This is a genomic window from Janibacter sp. FSL W8-0316 (genome assembly GCF_038004165.1).
Lineage (GTDB): Bacteria > Actinomycetota > Actinomycetes > Actinomycetales > Dermatophilaceae > Janibacter > Janibacter indicus.
Genome location: NZ_JBBOQX010000001.1, coordinates 626107 through 640558 on the forward strand (window position 1 = coordinate 626107; position 14452 = coordinate 640558).

The 14452-nt window shown below is 69.1% G+C and carries 18 protein-coding genes and 1 pseudogene; 6 read left to right on the forward strand and 13 right to left on the reverse strand.

Annotated features, from left to right (window positions below; all coding sequences use genetic code 11):
• Nucleotides 1-21 precede the first annotated feature (21 nt).
• The 3 genes from NYE39_RS03055 to NYE39_RS03065 are packed head-to-tail and all read right to left on the reverse strand — an operon-like array spanning nucleotide 22 to nucleotide 2053.
• Nucleotides 22-810, reverse strand: a complete 789-nt coding sequence (locus tag NYE39_RS03055) for an SCO1664 family protein (RefSeq protein WP_341011833.1) — start codon at nucleotides 808-810, stop codon at nucleotides 22-24.
• A gap of 2 nt (nucleotides 811-812) precedes the next feature.
• Nucleotides 813-1340 (reverse strand): DUF3090 domain-containing protein, encoded by a 528-nt coding sequence (locus NYE39_RS03060; RefSeq protein ID WP_341011834.1) that lies wholly within the window; start codon nucleotides 1338-1340, stop codon nucleotides 813-815.
• Nucleotides 1337-2053 (reverse strand): MSMEG_4193 family putative phosphomutase, encoded by a 717-nt coding sequence (locus NYE39_RS03065; protein ID WP_341011835.1) that lies wholly within the window; start codon nucleotides 2051-2053, stop codon nucleotides 1337-1339. Before NYE39_RS03065 ends, NYE39_RS03060 begins: the two co-directional genes overlap by 4 nt.
• Nucleotides 2054-2100: 47 nt before the next feature.
• Here NYE39_RS03065 and NYE39_RS03070 point away from each other — a divergent pair, with 47 nt between their 5' ends.
• Complete coding sequence (locus NYE39_RS03070; RefSeq protein WP_192910230.1) at nucleotides 2101-3105, forward strand: magnesium and cobalt transport protein CorA; 1005 nt, start codon at nucleotides 2101-2103, stop codon at nucleotides 3103-3105.
• Nucleotides 3106-3128: 23 nt separating this feature from the next.
• Here NYE39_RS03070 and NYE39_RS03075 read toward each other — a convergent pair whose 3' ends face one another.
• Nucleotides 3129-3437, reverse strand: coding sequence for a primosomal protein (locus tag NYE39_RS03075; protein WP_318843236.1), 309 nt, complete (start codon nucleotides 3435-3437; stop codon nucleotides 3129-3131).
• A 38-nt stretch (nucleotides 3438-3475) separates the two neighbouring features.
• Here NYE39_RS03075 and NYE39_RS03080 point away from each other — a divergent pair, with 38 nt between their 5' ends.
• The gene (locus NYE39_RS03080) at nucleotides 3476-3676 is read left to right on the forward strand and encodes a DUF5703 family protein (protein WP_072626210.1); all 201 of its coding nucleotides are present in this window, start codon (nucleotides 3476-3478) and stop codon (nucleotides 3674-3676) included.
• A 27-nt stretch (nucleotides 3677-3703) separates the two neighbouring features.
• On the opposite strand, the gene NYE39_RS03085 is transcribed toward NYE39_RS03080, so the two are convergent.
• Both NYE39_RS03085 and NYE39_RS03090 read right to left on the reverse strand, forming a co-directional pair.
• On the reverse strand, nucleotides 3704-5044 hold the full coding sequence (locus NYE39_RS03085) for a M20/M25/M40 family metallo-hydrolase (protein WP_192910232.1): 1341 nt from the start codon (nucleotides 5042-5044) through the stop codon (nucleotides 3704-3706).
• 49 nt (nucleotides 5045-5093) lie between these two features.
• Nucleotides 5094-5339 (reverse strand): hypothetical protein, encoded by a 246-nt coding sequence (locus NYE39_RS03090; RefSeq protein WP_084452081.1) that lies wholly within the window; start codon nucleotides 5337-5339, stop codon nucleotides 5094-5096.
• Nucleotides 5340-5711: 372 nt separating this feature from the next.
• Between NYE39_RS03090 and NYE39_RS03095 the strand changes: the two genes are divergently transcribed.
• Nucleotides 5712-6920, forward strand: a complete 1209-nt coding sequence (locus NYE39_RS03095) for an IS110 family transposase (RefSeq protein ID WP_341011836.1) — start codon at nucleotides 5712-5714, stop codon at nucleotides 6918-6920.
• A 475-nt stretch (nucleotides 6921-7395) separates the two neighbouring features.
• Here the strand turns inward: NYE39_RS03095 and NYE39_RS03100 are convergent, their stop codons facing one another.
• Complete coding sequence (locus NYE39_RS03100; protein WP_072624635.1) at nucleotides 7396-8076, reverse strand: type 1 glutamine amidotransferase domain-containing protein; 681 nt, start codon at nucleotides 8074-8076, stop codon at nucleotides 7396-7398.
• 65 nt (nucleotides 8077-8141) lie between these two features.
• The gene (locus tag NYE39_RS03105) at nucleotides 8142-8720 is read right to left on the reverse strand and encodes a TetR/AcrR family transcriptional regulator (RefSeq protein WP_072624636.1); all 579 of its coding nucleotides are present in this window, start codon (nucleotides 8718-8720) and stop codon (nucleotides 8142-8144) included.
• A gap of 188 nt (nucleotides 8721-8908) precedes the next feature.
• On the opposite strand from NYE39_RS03105, the gene NYE39_RS17265 reads away from it, so the two are divergent.
• A complete protein-coding gene (locus tag NYE39_RS17265; RefSeq protein ID WP_083546298.1) occupies nucleotides 8909-9040 on the forward strand; it encodes an MEDS domain-containing protein in 132 nt (43 codons plus the stop codon).
• Between the two features lie 80 nt (nucleotides 9041-9120).
• Here the strand turns inward: NYE39_RS17265 and NYE39_RS03110 are convergent, their stop codons facing one another.
• From NYE39_RS03110 to NYE39_RS03130, 5 genes and pseudogenes are all read right to left on the reverse strand, one after another.
• A complete protein-coding gene (locus NYE39_RS03110; RefSeq protein ID WP_164513580.1) occupies nucleotides 9121-9291 on the reverse strand; it encodes a hypothetical protein in 171 nt (56 codons plus the stop codon).
• 419 nt (nucleotides 9292-9710) lie between these two features.
• A complete protein-coding gene (locus NYE39_RS03115) occupies nucleotides 9711-10781 on the reverse strand; it encodes an alkene reductase (RefSeq protein ID WP_072624640.1) in 1071 nt (356 codons plus the stop codon).
• A 104-nt stretch (nucleotides 10782-10885) separates the two neighbouring features.
• Nucleotides 10886-11428 (reverse strand): annotated as a pseudogene (locus tag NYE39_RS03120) (transposase); the annotation flags it as partial.
• A gap of 532 nt (nucleotides 11429-11960) precedes the next feature.
• Nucleotides 11961-12347, reverse strand: coding sequence for a GlcG/HbpS family heme-binding protein (locus NYE39_RS03125; protein ID WP_229117445.1), 387 nt, complete (start codon nucleotides 12345-12347; stop codon nucleotides 11961-11963).
• Nucleotides 12348-12501: 154 nt separating this feature from the next.
• Nucleotides 12502-12813: a putative quinol monooxygenase gene (locus NYE39_RS03130; RefSeq protein ID WP_050670096.1), complete on the reverse strand. Its 312-nt coding sequence runs from the start codon at nucleotides 12811-12813 to the stop codon at nucleotides 12502-12504.
• 108 nt (nucleotides 12814-12921) lie between these two features.
• Between NYE39_RS03130 and NYE39_RS03135 the strand changes: the two genes are divergently transcribed.
• Nucleotides 12922-13863: a GlxA family transcriptional regulator gene (locus tag NYE39_RS03135; RefSeq protein WP_072624641.1), complete on the forward strand. Its 942-nt coding sequence runs from the start codon at nucleotides 12922-12924 to the stop codon at nucleotides 13861-13863.
• A 202-nt stretch (nucleotides 13864-14065) separates the two neighbouring features.
• Nucleotides 14066-14422: a transposase gene (locus NYE39_RS03140; protein WP_072626212.1), complete on the forward strand. Its 357-nt coding sequence runs from the start codon at nucleotides 14066-14068 to the stop codon at nucleotides 14420-14422.
• Nucleotides 14423-14452: the final 30 nt, after the last annotated feature.

Genomic DNA, 14452 nt, shown 5'->3' on the forward strand with positions numbered 1-14452 from the left:
GGACAGCCTACGAGGTGGCACTCACAGCGCCGGCCACGGGATCGGCGGCCAGTCACCGTGCGGCACGGGGTGGGTGCGCCTGGCCAGCAACCGGTTCACCCGGCGGCGGAGCGCGTCGAATTCGGTGGGCGTGATCAGCCCGGCCAGCTCGGCCTCCACCTCAGGTCGCGCCAGCTCGGCGTCGAGCCGGGCCAGACGCTCGAGATCGCCGTCGGGCAGGGGCTCACCGGCCCATCCCCACAGCACCGTGCGCAGCTTGGGCTCCTCGTGCAGGCTCACGCCGTGGTCGATGCCCCAGAGGCGGCCACCGTGGTCGAGGACGTGACCGCCCTTGCGGTCGGAGTTGTTGAGGACCGCGTCGAGCACGGCCATCGAGCGCAGGCGCGGGTCGTCCGGGTGCGACAGCAGGACCGGTGCGCCCCCTTCGTCCTCGCCCTCGAGGACCACGAGGTTGCCGTCGGGCACCTCGTCGGGGCGCGTCACTGTGACGGGCGTCGGGCACAGGCTGGTGATCTCGCCGATCCACTGCTGCACGGCACCGGCGCCGGCCGGCCCGTCGCGCCAGACGGTCGGCGGCACCAGGTCGAAGCCGCCGAGCGCATCGATCCGCGACGCCGCGACCTCTCGTGCGGCGAGGCTGCCGTCGGGGAAGTCCCACAGCGGTCGCTCGCCGTCCACCGGCTTGTAGGCGACGGCGACCGCGGGCTGGTCGGGGGCCCGCACCTCGGCGACGAAGACGGCATTGCTTGCGAGGGGGTGCCGGCCGAGGACGACCAGGTCCCCGCTGACGAGCGAAGGGGGTGCCGTCACCGTCAGCGCTTGTAGCCGTTGGCCCGCGGGCAGATGTGCCCGTCGGCGTCGATGGCGCCACCGCAGAAGGGGCAGGCGGGTCGACCGGCACGCACGACGGTCTCGCAGCGGCGGGCGAAGGCTCGCGCCTGCGCGGGACCGAGGGAGACCCGCAGGCTGTTGAGCTCGGGGGTGGCCTCGCCCTCGTCGATCTCGTCGGGATCGTGGTCGTGGGCCTCGATGAGGACCACGTGACGCTCCCCGTCCCACGAGAGGGCCAGCGCCTGGACGCGGAAGTCCTCCGCGATGGGTGTGTCGAGCGGTGCGTTGTCGGCGGCCTCCGCAGCCGCCGCGACGGTCGCCTCGAGGCCGGCGACTTGGTCGAGCAACTCGCCGATGCGCTCGGCGAGGACCTGGGCGTGCAGCTTTTCGAGGGAGACCTGCACCCGACGGGTGGCATCGCTCGCCTGAAGGAAGAAGGTCCGCTGGCCCGCGGGGCCGACGGTGCCCAGGATGAAGCGCTCGGGGGGATCGAACTCGACGACGGTCATGGTGTCGACCCTAGTCCTGCACCGCCGCCGACGGCCGCGTCGCCCGTCGCCGGGGTGTCCTGCGTCGGTTTCGGCGGACGCAACACTGCGGAGCCGGTGTCGTTGGTGCGCAGCACCATCGGCCGCGTCGAGGTGTAGTGGACGACCGAGATGGAGGCGGGGTCGACGTGCAGCCGCTGGAAGTCGTCGAGCGGGGTGCCCACGGCATCGGCGAGCACCGCCTTGATGACGTCTCCGTGGCTCACCGCGGCCCACACGGCGTGCGCGCCGTGCTCCTCGGTCACCGCGGCGTCGATCTCGCGGACGGCGGCGACGGCGCGGTCGGACATCGCCTGCATCGACTCGCCGGGGAACTCCTCACCCGAGGGGAAGGTCGCCCGGCTCGGGGTGTCCTGGACGACCCGCCACAGCGGCTCGTCGGCGAGCTCCTTGAGGCTCCTGCCGGTCCACGCGCCGTAGCGGCACTCCCCCAGCCCGTCGTGCACCTGCGCCTCGAGCCCGTGGGCCTCGAGCAGCGGACCGGCCGTCTCGCAGCACCGTTGGAGGGGTGAGGTCGCCAGGTGGACGAAGGGGGTCTCCCCCAGCCGGTCGACGAGGCCCGAGGCCTGCCCCCGCCCGGTCTCGTCCAGGGCGACACCCGGGGTCCAGCCCGCGAGGATGCCTTGGCTGTTGGCGGTGGACCGCCCGTGCCGGATGAGGATGCAGTACGCCACGCCCACACCCTAGGCGCCGGGTCCCCCGGCCCTGAGACGATGCCCGGGTGATCGTCGACAAGGCCCGTTACAGCGCAGGGCGCAGACTCCCGTGCACCGACATCCGAGAGACCCTCCACGAGATCCGGTCCGAGGCGAGCGAGGACTATCTCTGGATCGGCATGCGCGACCCGTCGGCCGAGACCTTCGACGAGGTGTCGGAGCAGCTCGGGCTGCACGCCCTGGCGATCGAGGACACGGTCAACGGCGACCAGCGTCCCAAGATCGAGCGCTACGGCGACGGGCACTTCGTGGTCCTGCGGCCGCTGCGCTATGTCGAGGAGACCTCCGACGTCGAGTCCGGCGAGCTCATGGTCTTCCTCGGGCCCGGCTACATCGTGACGATCCGCCGCGGCGAGGCCAGCCCCCTCGCCGGACTGCGCAGCCGGCTCGAGGAGCACGACCACGAGGCCCTGCAGCACGGCCCGTGGGGTGTCTTCCACGCGATCATCGACTTCGTCGTCGACCAGTACCTCGACATCGAGGACGAGCTGCAGATCGACCTCGACGACATCGAGGCAGGCGTCTTCTCACACGACCGGGTCGTCGACACCGAGGAGATCTACGCCCTCAAGCGCGAGGTGCTCGAGTTCAAGCGGGCCGCACTCCCCCTCGCCCGACCGCTCTCCCAGCTCGTCGGTCCGAGCACCCCGGTGCCGACGGAGGAGCTGCGCCTGCTCTTCCGCGACGTCTACGACCACGTCTCCCTCGTCGTCGACAACACCGAGTCGCAGGACCGCCTGCTGTCGGACGTGCTCAACGCCCACCTCGCCCAGGTCGGGGTGCAGCAGAACCAGGACATGCGCAAGATCTCCGCGTGGGCGGCGATGGCGGCCCTGCCGACGATGGTCGCCGGGATCTACGGGATGAACTTCGAGGGAATGCCCGAGCTGTCGGCGAGTGTCGAGCTCGCCGGGCGTGACGTCTATTACGGCTACCCGCTGGCCCTGCTGGCGATGGTGCTCATCTGCCTCGGGCTCTACCGCCTCTTCAAGCGCTCCGGCTGGCTCTGAGGTCGGGCCTCGACCGACCGGCCTCAGGAGCGGTCGTCGGCGTCGTAGTCCTCGTCGTCGAGCCCGGAGTAGGACTGGTCGTCCTCGTCGTCGTCGTAGTCGTCGGACTCGTCGTCGTCATCGACCATGAACTGCTCGTCGACGACCACGAGCGGGGTCATCTCGCCGGTCGCGTCGTGGAGCGCGTCGTCGTAGGCCTCGAAGGCGTCGGCGAGGTCCTCGTAGGCGGCGACGACGGTCGGGTCGTCCTCGCCGCGGCGCTGGGACGAGGCCTCGAGGTGGCGCTCGAAGGCGGCGATCAGCTTGTTCAGGGCGGGGCGCGGGTCGCTCATGGGCATGACGCTACCGGTCATGGGCGACAATGGCACCGATGCCTGAATACGAGTTCCGCACGATCGTCTTCCCCCGCGGTGCCGCGCGCTCCGCGATCCGGCAGGAGCTGGCCGACCACGCCGAGTACGGCAGGTGGGAGCTGCACCGCACCGTGGTCTACATGAGCGGCAAGCAGCGAGCGTGGTTGCGCCGCAAGATCATCCGCGTGCCGCGCCCGCCGGCCCTGCCGTCCCTCTGACGGCATCCGCGCCGTCGGCAGACCCGCTCAGCAGTCCTCGACGAGCCGCCACAGCACGCGGGCACCGAACTCCAGCGACTCCAGCGGCACCCGCTCGTCGATCCCGTGGAACATCGGGGCGAAGGGCAGGTCCGCCGGGAGCCGCAGTGGCGCGAACCCGTAGCCGGTGACCCCGAGCGTCTCGAGCGCCTTGTTGTCGGTGCCGCCCGAGAGGCAGTAGGGCAGGATCGCCGCCTCCGGGTCCTCGGCGAGCAGCGCGGCCCGCATGCGCTCGACGAGGTCGCCCTCGAAGGGCGAGTCCAGGGAGATGTCGCGGTGCTCGACGACGACGTCGACGTGCTCGCCGGCGAGGTCACGGATCGTGGCCATGAGGTCCTCCTCGTGGCCCGGCAGGAAGCGGCAGTCCAGGGCCGCGGTCGCCGTCTGCGGGACGACGTTGTGCTTGTACCCCGCGTCGAGCATGGTGATGTTGGCCGTGTCCTGCAGGGCCCCACGGACGAAGCCCGCGGCCGGCCCGATGCGCTCGAGCAGCGCCTCGGCGTCCTCGTCGCTGTAACCCACCCCGGTGATCTCGGACAGGCCGTCGAGCAGCCCTCGGACGCTCGCGATGAACTCGCGGGGCCACTTGTGCGCGTTGATCCGGGCGATGGCCTCGGCGAGGTGGACGATCGGGTTGTCCGCGGTCGGGACCGACCCGTGCCCGGCCGTCCCCTGGGCCTCGAGCTTGAGCCAGGCGATGCCCTTCTCCGCGGTCTGGAGGAGGTAGGCCCGGCGGGGCTCTCCCTTCGCGTCGTCGACGGTGACGCTGTAGCCACCGACCTCGCTGATCGCCTCGGTGACGCCGTCGAAGACCTCGCGGTGCTCCCGGACCATGAACTGGCTGCCGAGCACTCCCCCGGCCTCCTCGTCGGCGAAGAAGACGAAGAGCAGGTCGCGCGGCGGGACCGTCCCCGTGCGGGCGAGGTGGCGGACGCAGGCGAGCATCATCGCGACCATGTCCTTCATGTCGACCGCGCCGCGGCCCCAGAGGCACCCGTCACGCTCCACCGCGTCGAAGGGGGGAACGCTCCAGTCCTCGGCGTGCGCCGGAACGACGTCGAGGTGGCCGTGGATGCACAGCGCTCCGCGGTCGCGGTCGGCTCCGGCGATGCGCACGGAGACCGTCGTGCGGCCCGGCTCGGACTCGAAGACCTGCGGCTCGAGGCCCACCTCACGCAGCTGCGCGACGACGTAGTCCGCCGCCTCCCGCTCGCCCGGGCCGTCCTGGCCGGGACCGTAGTTGCTCGTGTCGATCCGCAGCAGGTCACGGCAGATCCGGACGACCTCCTGCTCGGGCGCGGTGGGGGCACCACCCTCAATCTCGCTCATGTCGCCACCCTACGTGCGGGCCGGCGGGCCGGTGCCGGGCACCGTGGCCTCAGGGGGCCAGATAGGGGTTGGGCGGCTCCTCGCCGAGGGTCCACCACTGCGCGTCGCCCCACTGCCGGGCCATCTCTCGGCCGGCCTCGAAGCCCTGCTCCCAGGCCACGGCCGGGTCGGGCAGGCACCCGGCATCGCGCAGCGCCTCCGCCACGGCCAGGCTCTCGTCGAGCCCGAGGAAGGTCACCTCGGCCACGGCACGCCGGACCACCTCGGCCGCGTGCTCGATGCGGGGGTCGGTCATCGTCACTCTCCCTTCGTGTGATCGTCCGTCCTACCAGAGCGGCCACACCACGGCGCGACGACACGACGACGGCCCCCCGCTCCGAAGAGCGAGGGGCCGATCCGATCTGTCAGCAGAGGTCAGAAGATCTGGACCCGTTACCTTCTTCGTGCCCTCGATGATGGGGGTGTTGGTCGCTGGGTCCGGCATGACTTACTGCCCCTGTCGCATGGATGATCCGGGGGTGTTGTCACCGGGCCTGGTGGCGTCGGTCTGACCGCTGATAGGGACACGGCCCCCGCTTGGGTGGTCTCTTCGTAACGTGGCTGCCGGCTGCTGACGCCAGACCGCGGCCGGCGCGACCAACTGTCTGCGTGGGCAAGGAGGCCCGTCATGCAAGAGCCATCAGCACGCCGCGGGTACGCGGTGTTCCTCGGGTTGGACGTCGGCAAGGGCGAGCACCACGCCACCGCAATCGACCCCGATGGGCATCTGTTGCGCGACCGACCATTGCCTCAGGACGAGCACGCCTTGCGGGCCCTGTTCGAGCAGCTGAGCGGCCACGGGCCGGTGCTCGTGGTCGTCGACCAGCCCGCCTCGATCGGCGCACTACCTGTTGCCGTCGCACGCGATGTGGGTGTGGACGTGGCATACCTGCCCGGGCTGGCGATGCGGCGGATCGCGGACCTGCACCCCGGTAACGCCAAGACCGACGCCCGCGATGCGTATGTCATCGCTGAAGCAGCACGGACCTTGCCGCACGCACTGCGCCGCGTCGACACCGGCGACGAAGCGCTGGCCGACCTGGACGTCATCGTCGGCTTCGACGACGACCTGGCCGCCGAGGTCACCCGGGTGACCAACCGCATCCACGGGCTGCTCACCCAGATCCACCCGGCCTTGGAACGGGCCATCGGCGGCAAGCTGCACCACAAGGCGATCCTGGAACTGCTCCACCGCTACGGCGGCCCCACCGGGCTACGTACAGCCGGCAAGAAGCGCATCGCCAACGTCGTCAGGCCCCGGGCACCGCGCAGCCACCACGCCATCGTCGAAGCCGTCATGGTCGCCCTGGACGAGCAGAGCGTGACTGCCCCCGGCACCCGGGCCGCCGAGCTGGTCCTGCCCCAACTGGCCGACCAGCTGACCTCGCTACTGGCTCAACGCGAGCAGGCCGCGGCCCAGGTCGAGGAGATGCTCGATGCACACCCTCTTGCCGCGGTCCTGACCTCGATGCCCGGCATCGGGGTCAGGACCGGAGCACGGATCCTGCTCGAAGTCGGCGACGGGACCACCTTCCCCACACCCGGGCACCTGGCCGCCTACGCCGGACTGGCCCCGGTCACCCGACGCTCCGGATCCTCCATCCGCGGCGAACACCCCTCACGCGGTGGCAACAAGAACCTCAAACGCGCGATGTTCCTGTCCGCGTTCGCCGCGCTGTCCGACCCGACCTCACGCGCCTACTACGACCGCAAACGCGCCCAAGGCAAGAAACACAACGCCGCCCTGATCTGCCTAGCCCGACGCCGCTGCGACGTCATCTACGCCATGCTCAGAGACGGCACCCCCTACCAACCCGGCCCAGCCACAGCCGCTTGACGGAACCCATAGGGACACCCCCCGCTCTCGCGGAGAAAGCCCCGAACTCCTCGGCGTGCTCGCGGGATAAGCACACCTGCGCATGAAAGGGCAGCGTCGTGCCGAGTCCCTGGCACCCGTTACAGCCTCCCGCGTCGATCGTGTCGCGGCGGTCGTAGCCGTAGCGGACTCCCACCTCGTCGCGGCGCAGTCCGGTGCCTCCACAGCGGGCAGGGCTGCCGGTCAACGGCGCCCGCGGCGTTGTGCAACTGCCGCAGGTGCTCCTCGACGCGCCCCTGCGACAGTGCCCGGTCGAGAGCAGTCGACAGCCTCTGCGCGTCCTTCGCGTTTAGCCCGTCGCCAGTGGCCAGTACGCTCCCCTCGCTGGGGTCGACGACGTCGAAATGCCGCCGCGAACCCGGACGGGACAGCATGGCGGACTCCGTCGCGACAGTCGCCGGGGCAAGGCACTCGTGTTCAATGCTCTCGAGCCGCTCTACGCGCCGAGCTTGGCGATCAGCGCGTCCGCGGTCGCGGCCGACGAGGCCGGGTTCTGCCCGGTCAGGAGCAGCCCGTCCTCGACGACGTACGGCGCCCAGTCGTCGGACTTGGAGTAGTCGGCGCCCAGGCGGACCAGCTCGTCCTCGACCAGGAACGGCACCACCTTGTCCAGCCCGACCCCGACCTCCTCGGAGTTCGTGAAGCCGGTGACCTTTTTGCCACGCACGACGGGCGTGCCGTCCTCGTGGGTGGTGTGCCGCAGTACGCCGGGGGCGTGGCAGACCAGGGCCACCGGCTTCTCCGCCCGTAGTGCCGTCTCGATCAGGCGGATCGAGTCCTGGTCCTCCGCGAGGTCCCAGAGCGGTCCGTGACCGCCGGCGTAGAACACCGTGTCGAAGTCGGCAGCCGAGACCGACGCGAGCCGAACCGTGCTCGCAAGCGCCGCGACGGCTTCGGAGTCGGCCTCGAAGCGCCGCGTGTCGTCGGTCTGGGACTCGGGCTCGTTGCTCTTCGGATCCAGCGGTGGCTCACCGCCGCCGGGGGAGGCGAGCGTGATGTCGTACCCGGCCTCCTTGAACCGGTAGTAGGGGGCGGCAAGCTCTTCCAGCCAGAAGCCGGTCTTCTTGCCGGTGTCGCCGAGCTGGTCGTGCGACGTCAGGACGATGAGCACCTTCATGATTCCTCCAGTGACCGGTCGTCTCCTTGTGGCCCGCGCGGCCGGTCGTCCGCGCGAGAAGATCTTCATGCCGGGCGAAGCACCCGTTCTGTGTGCGCGAGCGCGTCATCCATGGGCGTCGGCTCACGATGGATCTTCGTCAGGACGCTCGCGCCGACCCAGAGGCCGTAGAGCGACAGCGCGACGGCCTTGGAGTCGCGGAAGGCGACGACCGAGCCGTCGATGGCTCCCGCCTCGAGCATCGCGGCGATCCGCTCGACGATCGCTCCCGTGCCCTGCTCGAGGGCGCGGCGCATCGGCTCGGAGAGGTCGGCGACCTCTGCTCCCAGCTTGACCGCCAGGCACTTCCCTTCACAGTCGTTCAGCGACTGCGTACGGCGCCAGCCCTGCCAGTAGTCCATCAGTCGGCGGACCGCCGTCTCGTCCTCATGCGCGAAGGTGGCGTCCATCTCGGCCAGGTAGGTCGCGAAGTAGGCCTGGAGCATCGCTTCACCGAAGGCGTCCTTCGAGGCGAACCAGTGGTAGAAGGATCCCTTGGGCACCCCGGCCGCGCCGAGGATCTCGGTCAGCCCCACGGCGGCCCACCCCTTGTGTGCGACGGCGCGCTGGCCGGCGACGAGGATGTTCTCCCTGGCATCGAGCATGACTCGACCCTACCGAGTATTAGACCAGTCGTCTAGCCCCTACCCCAGAGCGACAGCAAGTCGACCGCCGATCCCGGCGACCGCGTCGGCATCACCGGGCACGCCGGGCTGCCACGGGACGGTCAGCCCGTCCTTGTCCTTCGCGGAGGAGCGAGGGATCACGTGGAGGTGGAACCTCGGTCGCGGACCTGCTCGCCTACGAGGCCCGGCTCAACGACTTCGCCCCTCGGCACCCCCAGTCGATCCTGTGCCTCTACGACATAGACGCTTTGGGCACCGGCGTCGTCTTCGAGGCGATGAGGGTGCACCCCCGGATCTGACTGTCCGGTCTCGTACTGGGAGAACACCCTGTACGAACGGACCGGCTAGGGATCCAGCGATGACCCTCTCGGAGCCTCCCTCAACTGAAACTGCGGCGACGGACAACGAACTGGACCTGCGGCGGGCCCTGACCGGGCTCCATGAGCTGCTGGTGATGTCCACGCTGATGCTGGACCGTCACGACGTGGACGAGGTCATCGAAGTGCTGGCTCACGCGGTGGAGTCGGTGACCGGCTGCCAGCTGGTTCATGACACGTTCCAACGACATCACGAGTGGACCACCTGGCCCCCGGGCACCCGACGACGTCGAGCCTGCGGCCCGGGGAACGCGCGTTCATCGAGAATCACGGCGACCATTGGACGTGTACGACCGCCGTCGGGGCGTTGTCCGGCTCACCGGGTCAGCTGGTCCTGAGACACGCCACTAAGCCCGACGCCGAACAGCGAGGCCCACGACCGCAACGAGTACATCGGAACACCAAGGGTCAGATTCGATGGCGGTCGCAAGAGTTGCGGCACCCCGAGGTCGTGGTCGGCGAGACTGCGGTGCCCTACGCCGAGGTCGCTGACGTCATCGTGCACCCGGGCGGCGAGTTGAGACGTTCCGAATGCCGATGACCTAGGTCGGGGCGAAGGTCGGAGGTATCTGGAAGTTCCGCTCGGGTCAGATCAACTGTCGAGGAACGGGTAGTCGGTGTAGCCCTCGGCGCCACCGCCGTAGAAGGTGTCGGGGTTCGGCTCGTTGAGCTCCGCGCCGGTGCGCCACCGGGCGGGCAGGTCCGGGTTGGCCAGGAAGGGTCGCCCGACGGCGACCGCATCGGCGAGGCCCTTGTCCAGGATCTCCTGCGCCGACTCGCGCGTGGTGATCTTGCCGAAGCCGTCGTTGGCGACGACGGCGCCGCCGAAGGAGCGGCGCAGCTCTTGGACCAGGTCCTGCTTCGGGTCGGCGAGAATGCTCAGGTAGGCCAGGCCGAGCGGAGCCAGGCCCGCGACCAGGAGCCGGTAGGTCGCGGCGACGTCGACGGGATTCTCCTCGGTGGCGCCCTGGATGTTGTGGGCCGGCGAGATGCGGATGCCGACCCGGTCAGCGCCGATCGCGTCGGCGACCGCACGCGTGACCTCGAGGGCGAAGCGGACCCGGTTCTTGGGCGATCCGCCGTACTGGTCGGTGCGATGGTTGGAGCCGGGCGCGAGGAACTGGTGGATGAGGTAGCCGTTGGCGCCGTGCACCTCGACGCCATCGAGCCCGGCCTCGATCGCGTTGCGGGCGGCCTGCACGTAGCCCTCGACGATTGAGGGGATCTCCTCGACGGTGATCTCTCGTGGGGTCGGGTACGGCTTCATCCCGTCGGCGGTGAACATCTCGTCGGGAGCCGCCACCGGGCTCGGCGCGATGATCTTCTCACCGCCAGTGTTGTCGGGGTGGGAGATGCGACCGACGTGCATCAGCTGTGCGACGATGCGGCCGCCGTTTGCGTGTACGCCGTCGGCCACTCGGCGCCACCCGGCGAGCTGCTCCTCGGTGTGGAAGCCGGGCGTGTTCAAGTAGCCCTGGCCCTCGGCGGTGGGCTGGCTGCCCTCGGTGATGATCAGGCCGGACGAGGCGCGCTGGGAGTAGTACTCCACCGCGAGGTCGCCCGGCACAGTGCCCTCGGCGCGGTTGCGGGTCAGCGGTGCCATCACGAGCCGGTTCGGGAGCGTCCAAGCGCCAACGGTCAGGGGTTCGAAGAGATCAGCCATGTCTCCAGCAGCGCTCCCGGATCCCATTCTTGTTCCAACCGGCATCGGTGAGGAGACTCACCGCTTGATCTGGCAGCGGGCGAGCTCGCCGATCGGAACGCGCGTTATTCGCGGGCACGAGACTGCGCTTTCCACCGCAGCAGAGCGTGACCACAGCACGATGGCCAGCCGGTTGGTAGATGCATGGTCACGCATCGGGCTGAGGACGCGATCCGAGCTGGGACGGCGATGAGCTTGCGGCGGATCGCGGCGGTAATCGCGCGTGCGAGGCCTGGTCCGGCGAGGGTGGCGGCGGCGCGGGTGAGGTTGAACGCCATCACGGCGAGCACCAGCCACGCTGCGTTCGCGGTGAACGTCCCGAACGGCAGGTGTGCCAGCGCGGAGCTCTTGAGGTCGGCGTGGACCTGTTCGATCATCGCGTGGCCGCGGTGGGTCTTGTCCGCGGCCACGGTGTCGGCCACGCCCGGGTCGGTGGTGGTGAAGAACGCGTGGAAGCGCCAGGTGTCGAACAGCGTCTCCTGCCCGTCCTTGCCTGCCGGGTTGAGGTCCGGGATCCGGCGGACCACGAGCCGGCCACCGACCTGCTCGGCCTTCTTCCTCGAGGTGAACGCGGTGAAGGGAATCTCGGCGACCTCGGCCCGGGAGACCTCGACGTCTATCTGCGGACGGACGCGCCCGGCCGACCTACACCGTCATCTGAGACGACCCCTGAAACGTCTTCGACGACGACGGGACCGGCGAGGAGGAGGGCGCGGTGAGCTAAAGGAATGGAGCTTGCTCGACTTCGACGCCGCCGCAAGCTCCGGTGAACGGTCGGTACTGGTCGGTCGTCGTCGGTCACCACCGGATGGCGGCGTCCCCCGCGCTCGGCGTTTGCGCAGGTCAGCGGCTCGTTCGCCCAGTGGGCACATCAAGCGATAGACGCAAAGCCGACGTGATGAGGTCGTCGGTTCGATTCCCACAGGCGGCTCCGGCGAACCGCCCCTGCCCTGCGGAAACGCAGGGCAGGGGCTGTTCGGGTCTGGTGGTCGCGCGATGCGCTGGCCTCACGGCTCTGCCCGACACCGACGTCGCTCTCCTCTGCGACGGACCCCAAGGTCCGCGCCGTGACCGTCTACGTGGACGACGCACACATCCAGCCCCGTGCCGGCCGGGGGCCGGGTTCGGTGCGGGTCGGTCTCAGAAGGCGCTGGCGGCGGCTTCGGCGACGGCCTGGTCTTGGACGCCGGTTCCTCCGCTGACGCCGACGGCGCCGACGACCTGGCCGTCGCGCTCGAGCGGGATGCCACCGGCGAAGATCATCACCCGACCGTCGTTGGAGGCGTTGATGCCGTAGAACTGCTCACCGGGTTGGGCGAGGTCGCCGAGGTCTTTGGTGGCTGTGTCGAACGCTCGGGCCGTGAAAGCTTTGTTGATCGAGATGTCGATGCTGCCCAGCCACGCTCCGTCCATCCGTACGTGAGCGACGAGATTGCCGCCGGCATCGACGACGGCGATGTTACTGGGCTGACCCTGCGTGCTGGATTCAGCTTCTGCTGCCGCGATGACACGTTTGGCGTCGTCCAACGACAATGTAGGAATAGATGGCATCAATTGCTCCTTCGAACGTGGCGTGCGCTTTGTGGCTCGAGCCGCTCCAGAGCCGCCCGTTGGTTTGCCTGTTGAGTTTGTGACCGACAGCGCTCGTGTTGTGTTCGCGTTGCGGACGTGCGTTGGCGGACTACGGGAGCTTGGACGCGAGGACGTCGGCCGCCATGATCTCGGGTGCTGCGCCGAGGAGGTGCTGATTGTCCGTCAGGGCTGCGACGATGGCGCCGTTGGCGTGGGCGTCGCGAGCGGCCTCGTCGGGGAATGCATCGAAGATCCAGAAAGTGTCGGCGTGGGTCCTGACCGCGAACCAGACAATCGTTCCTACTTCTTCGTTGGCGAGCGCGACAGCGCCGGCGAGCAGATCGGCGAGCGCGTCGTGCTGTCCATCGGCCGCGACGATCTTGGCGACGAAGGCATACGGAAGTGATGCGGGTGTGGACATGAGGTGTTCTCCTAGGTGTCGAGGTTTGCCGGTGAAGCAAGTTCAGCGTAGGACGAGCAAGGGCATGTGAGAAGTGGCGTATACGGCAGTATTGCTATTGTTTGCGCCATGCGTATCGGACTGATCGCGATCGACGGCTGCTTCGGTTCGGCTGTCGCGTCGGTCATCGACATCGTGCGGGTGGCCGACGGAGCCCGCGGCGATGTCGACCCGCGGATCGACCCGATCGAACTCGCCATCCTCGGACCGAAACGGACAGTGACCACGACGGCATCGATGACCCTGTCGGTGGACCACCCGCTGTCGGAGTCCGCAGAGTTCGACGTGGTCGTCGTCCCTGCGCTTGGAACCCTCACTGCCGCCGCTACCAACGACGCCCTACAGAGCCGAGATGTGCGTTCGGTCATCGCCTCGCTCGGGCGCCTCGACGACGCGACCACCCGGATCGCCGCGGCGTGCACCGGCGTGTTCGCCGTCGCCGAGACCGGACGGATGGATCATCGGCGGGCGACGACCAGCTGGTTCCTGGGGCCGGAGTTCCTGAAGCGCTATCCGACCGTCGCCCTCGATCTCGACACCATGGTCGTGGTCGACGGGAACCTCGTCACCGCCGGCGCCGCCTTCGCCCACATCGACCTCGCGCTCTCACTCGTGCGATCGATCAGCCCCGACCTGGCCCAACATGTCGCCAAGCTCCTCATCATCGACGAGCGTCCGTCGCAGGCGGCCTTCGTCGCCTACGAACATCTCCGGCACGATGACCCGATCGTCGTCGAGTTCGAACGCTTCGTGCGCGCCCGCCTGGACGAACCGTTCAACGTCGCCTTCGTCGCACAGTCGCTCGGCACCAGCCGGCGCACCCTCGAACGACGAGTCCGTGCGGCGCTCAACCTCACTCCGCTCGGCTTCGTCCAACGGCTTCGCATCGAACGAGCTCGGCACCTCTCAGCAACCACGGACCTCACCTCCGCCGAGATCGCGCTACGGGTCGGCTACGCGAACGCCGAGACTCTGCGCTCCCTCCTGCGTAGGGAGCGACGCCGTTCCTGACCTATCGCCATGCCTGTAGCCGGTGTCCTAGTGCTCGACTGGAACCACCTCTCACCACGTCGCGTCGACGCTCCTGCGTCGCCCCTGGACGACCCACTCGACACGCCCGCAGCACAGGCCATGTGACGTGTCTGGGACTGCTGCACCGATAGGTGACATCTGACCTGTGGCGTCGAGGGGCGCTGCTGGAAGGATGGACACCGTGCCCAAGCCCTACCCCAAAGAGTTCCGCGATGACGTGGTTCGGGTCGCGAGGAATCGTCAGCCGGGTCGGCAGTTGAAGCAGATCGCTGCTGACTTCGGGATCAGTGAGTCGTGCCGGACGAACTGGCTCAAGCGTGCCGATGTCGAGGACGGGAACGCGTCGGCTATCACACGCGAGCAGGCGGCCGAGCTTCGTGAGCTCAAGCGCCGTAACCGGTTGCTGGAGCAAGAGAACGAGGTCCTGCGGCGCGCGGCGGCGTACCTGTCGCGGGCGAACCTGCCCCCAAAAGGATGTTCCCGCTCGTCCGCGAGCTGGCCGACAAGAGCGCCCGGATCCGGGTGCCTGTGTCGGTGACAATGGAGCCACGCAGGGCCGTCGCGTAGC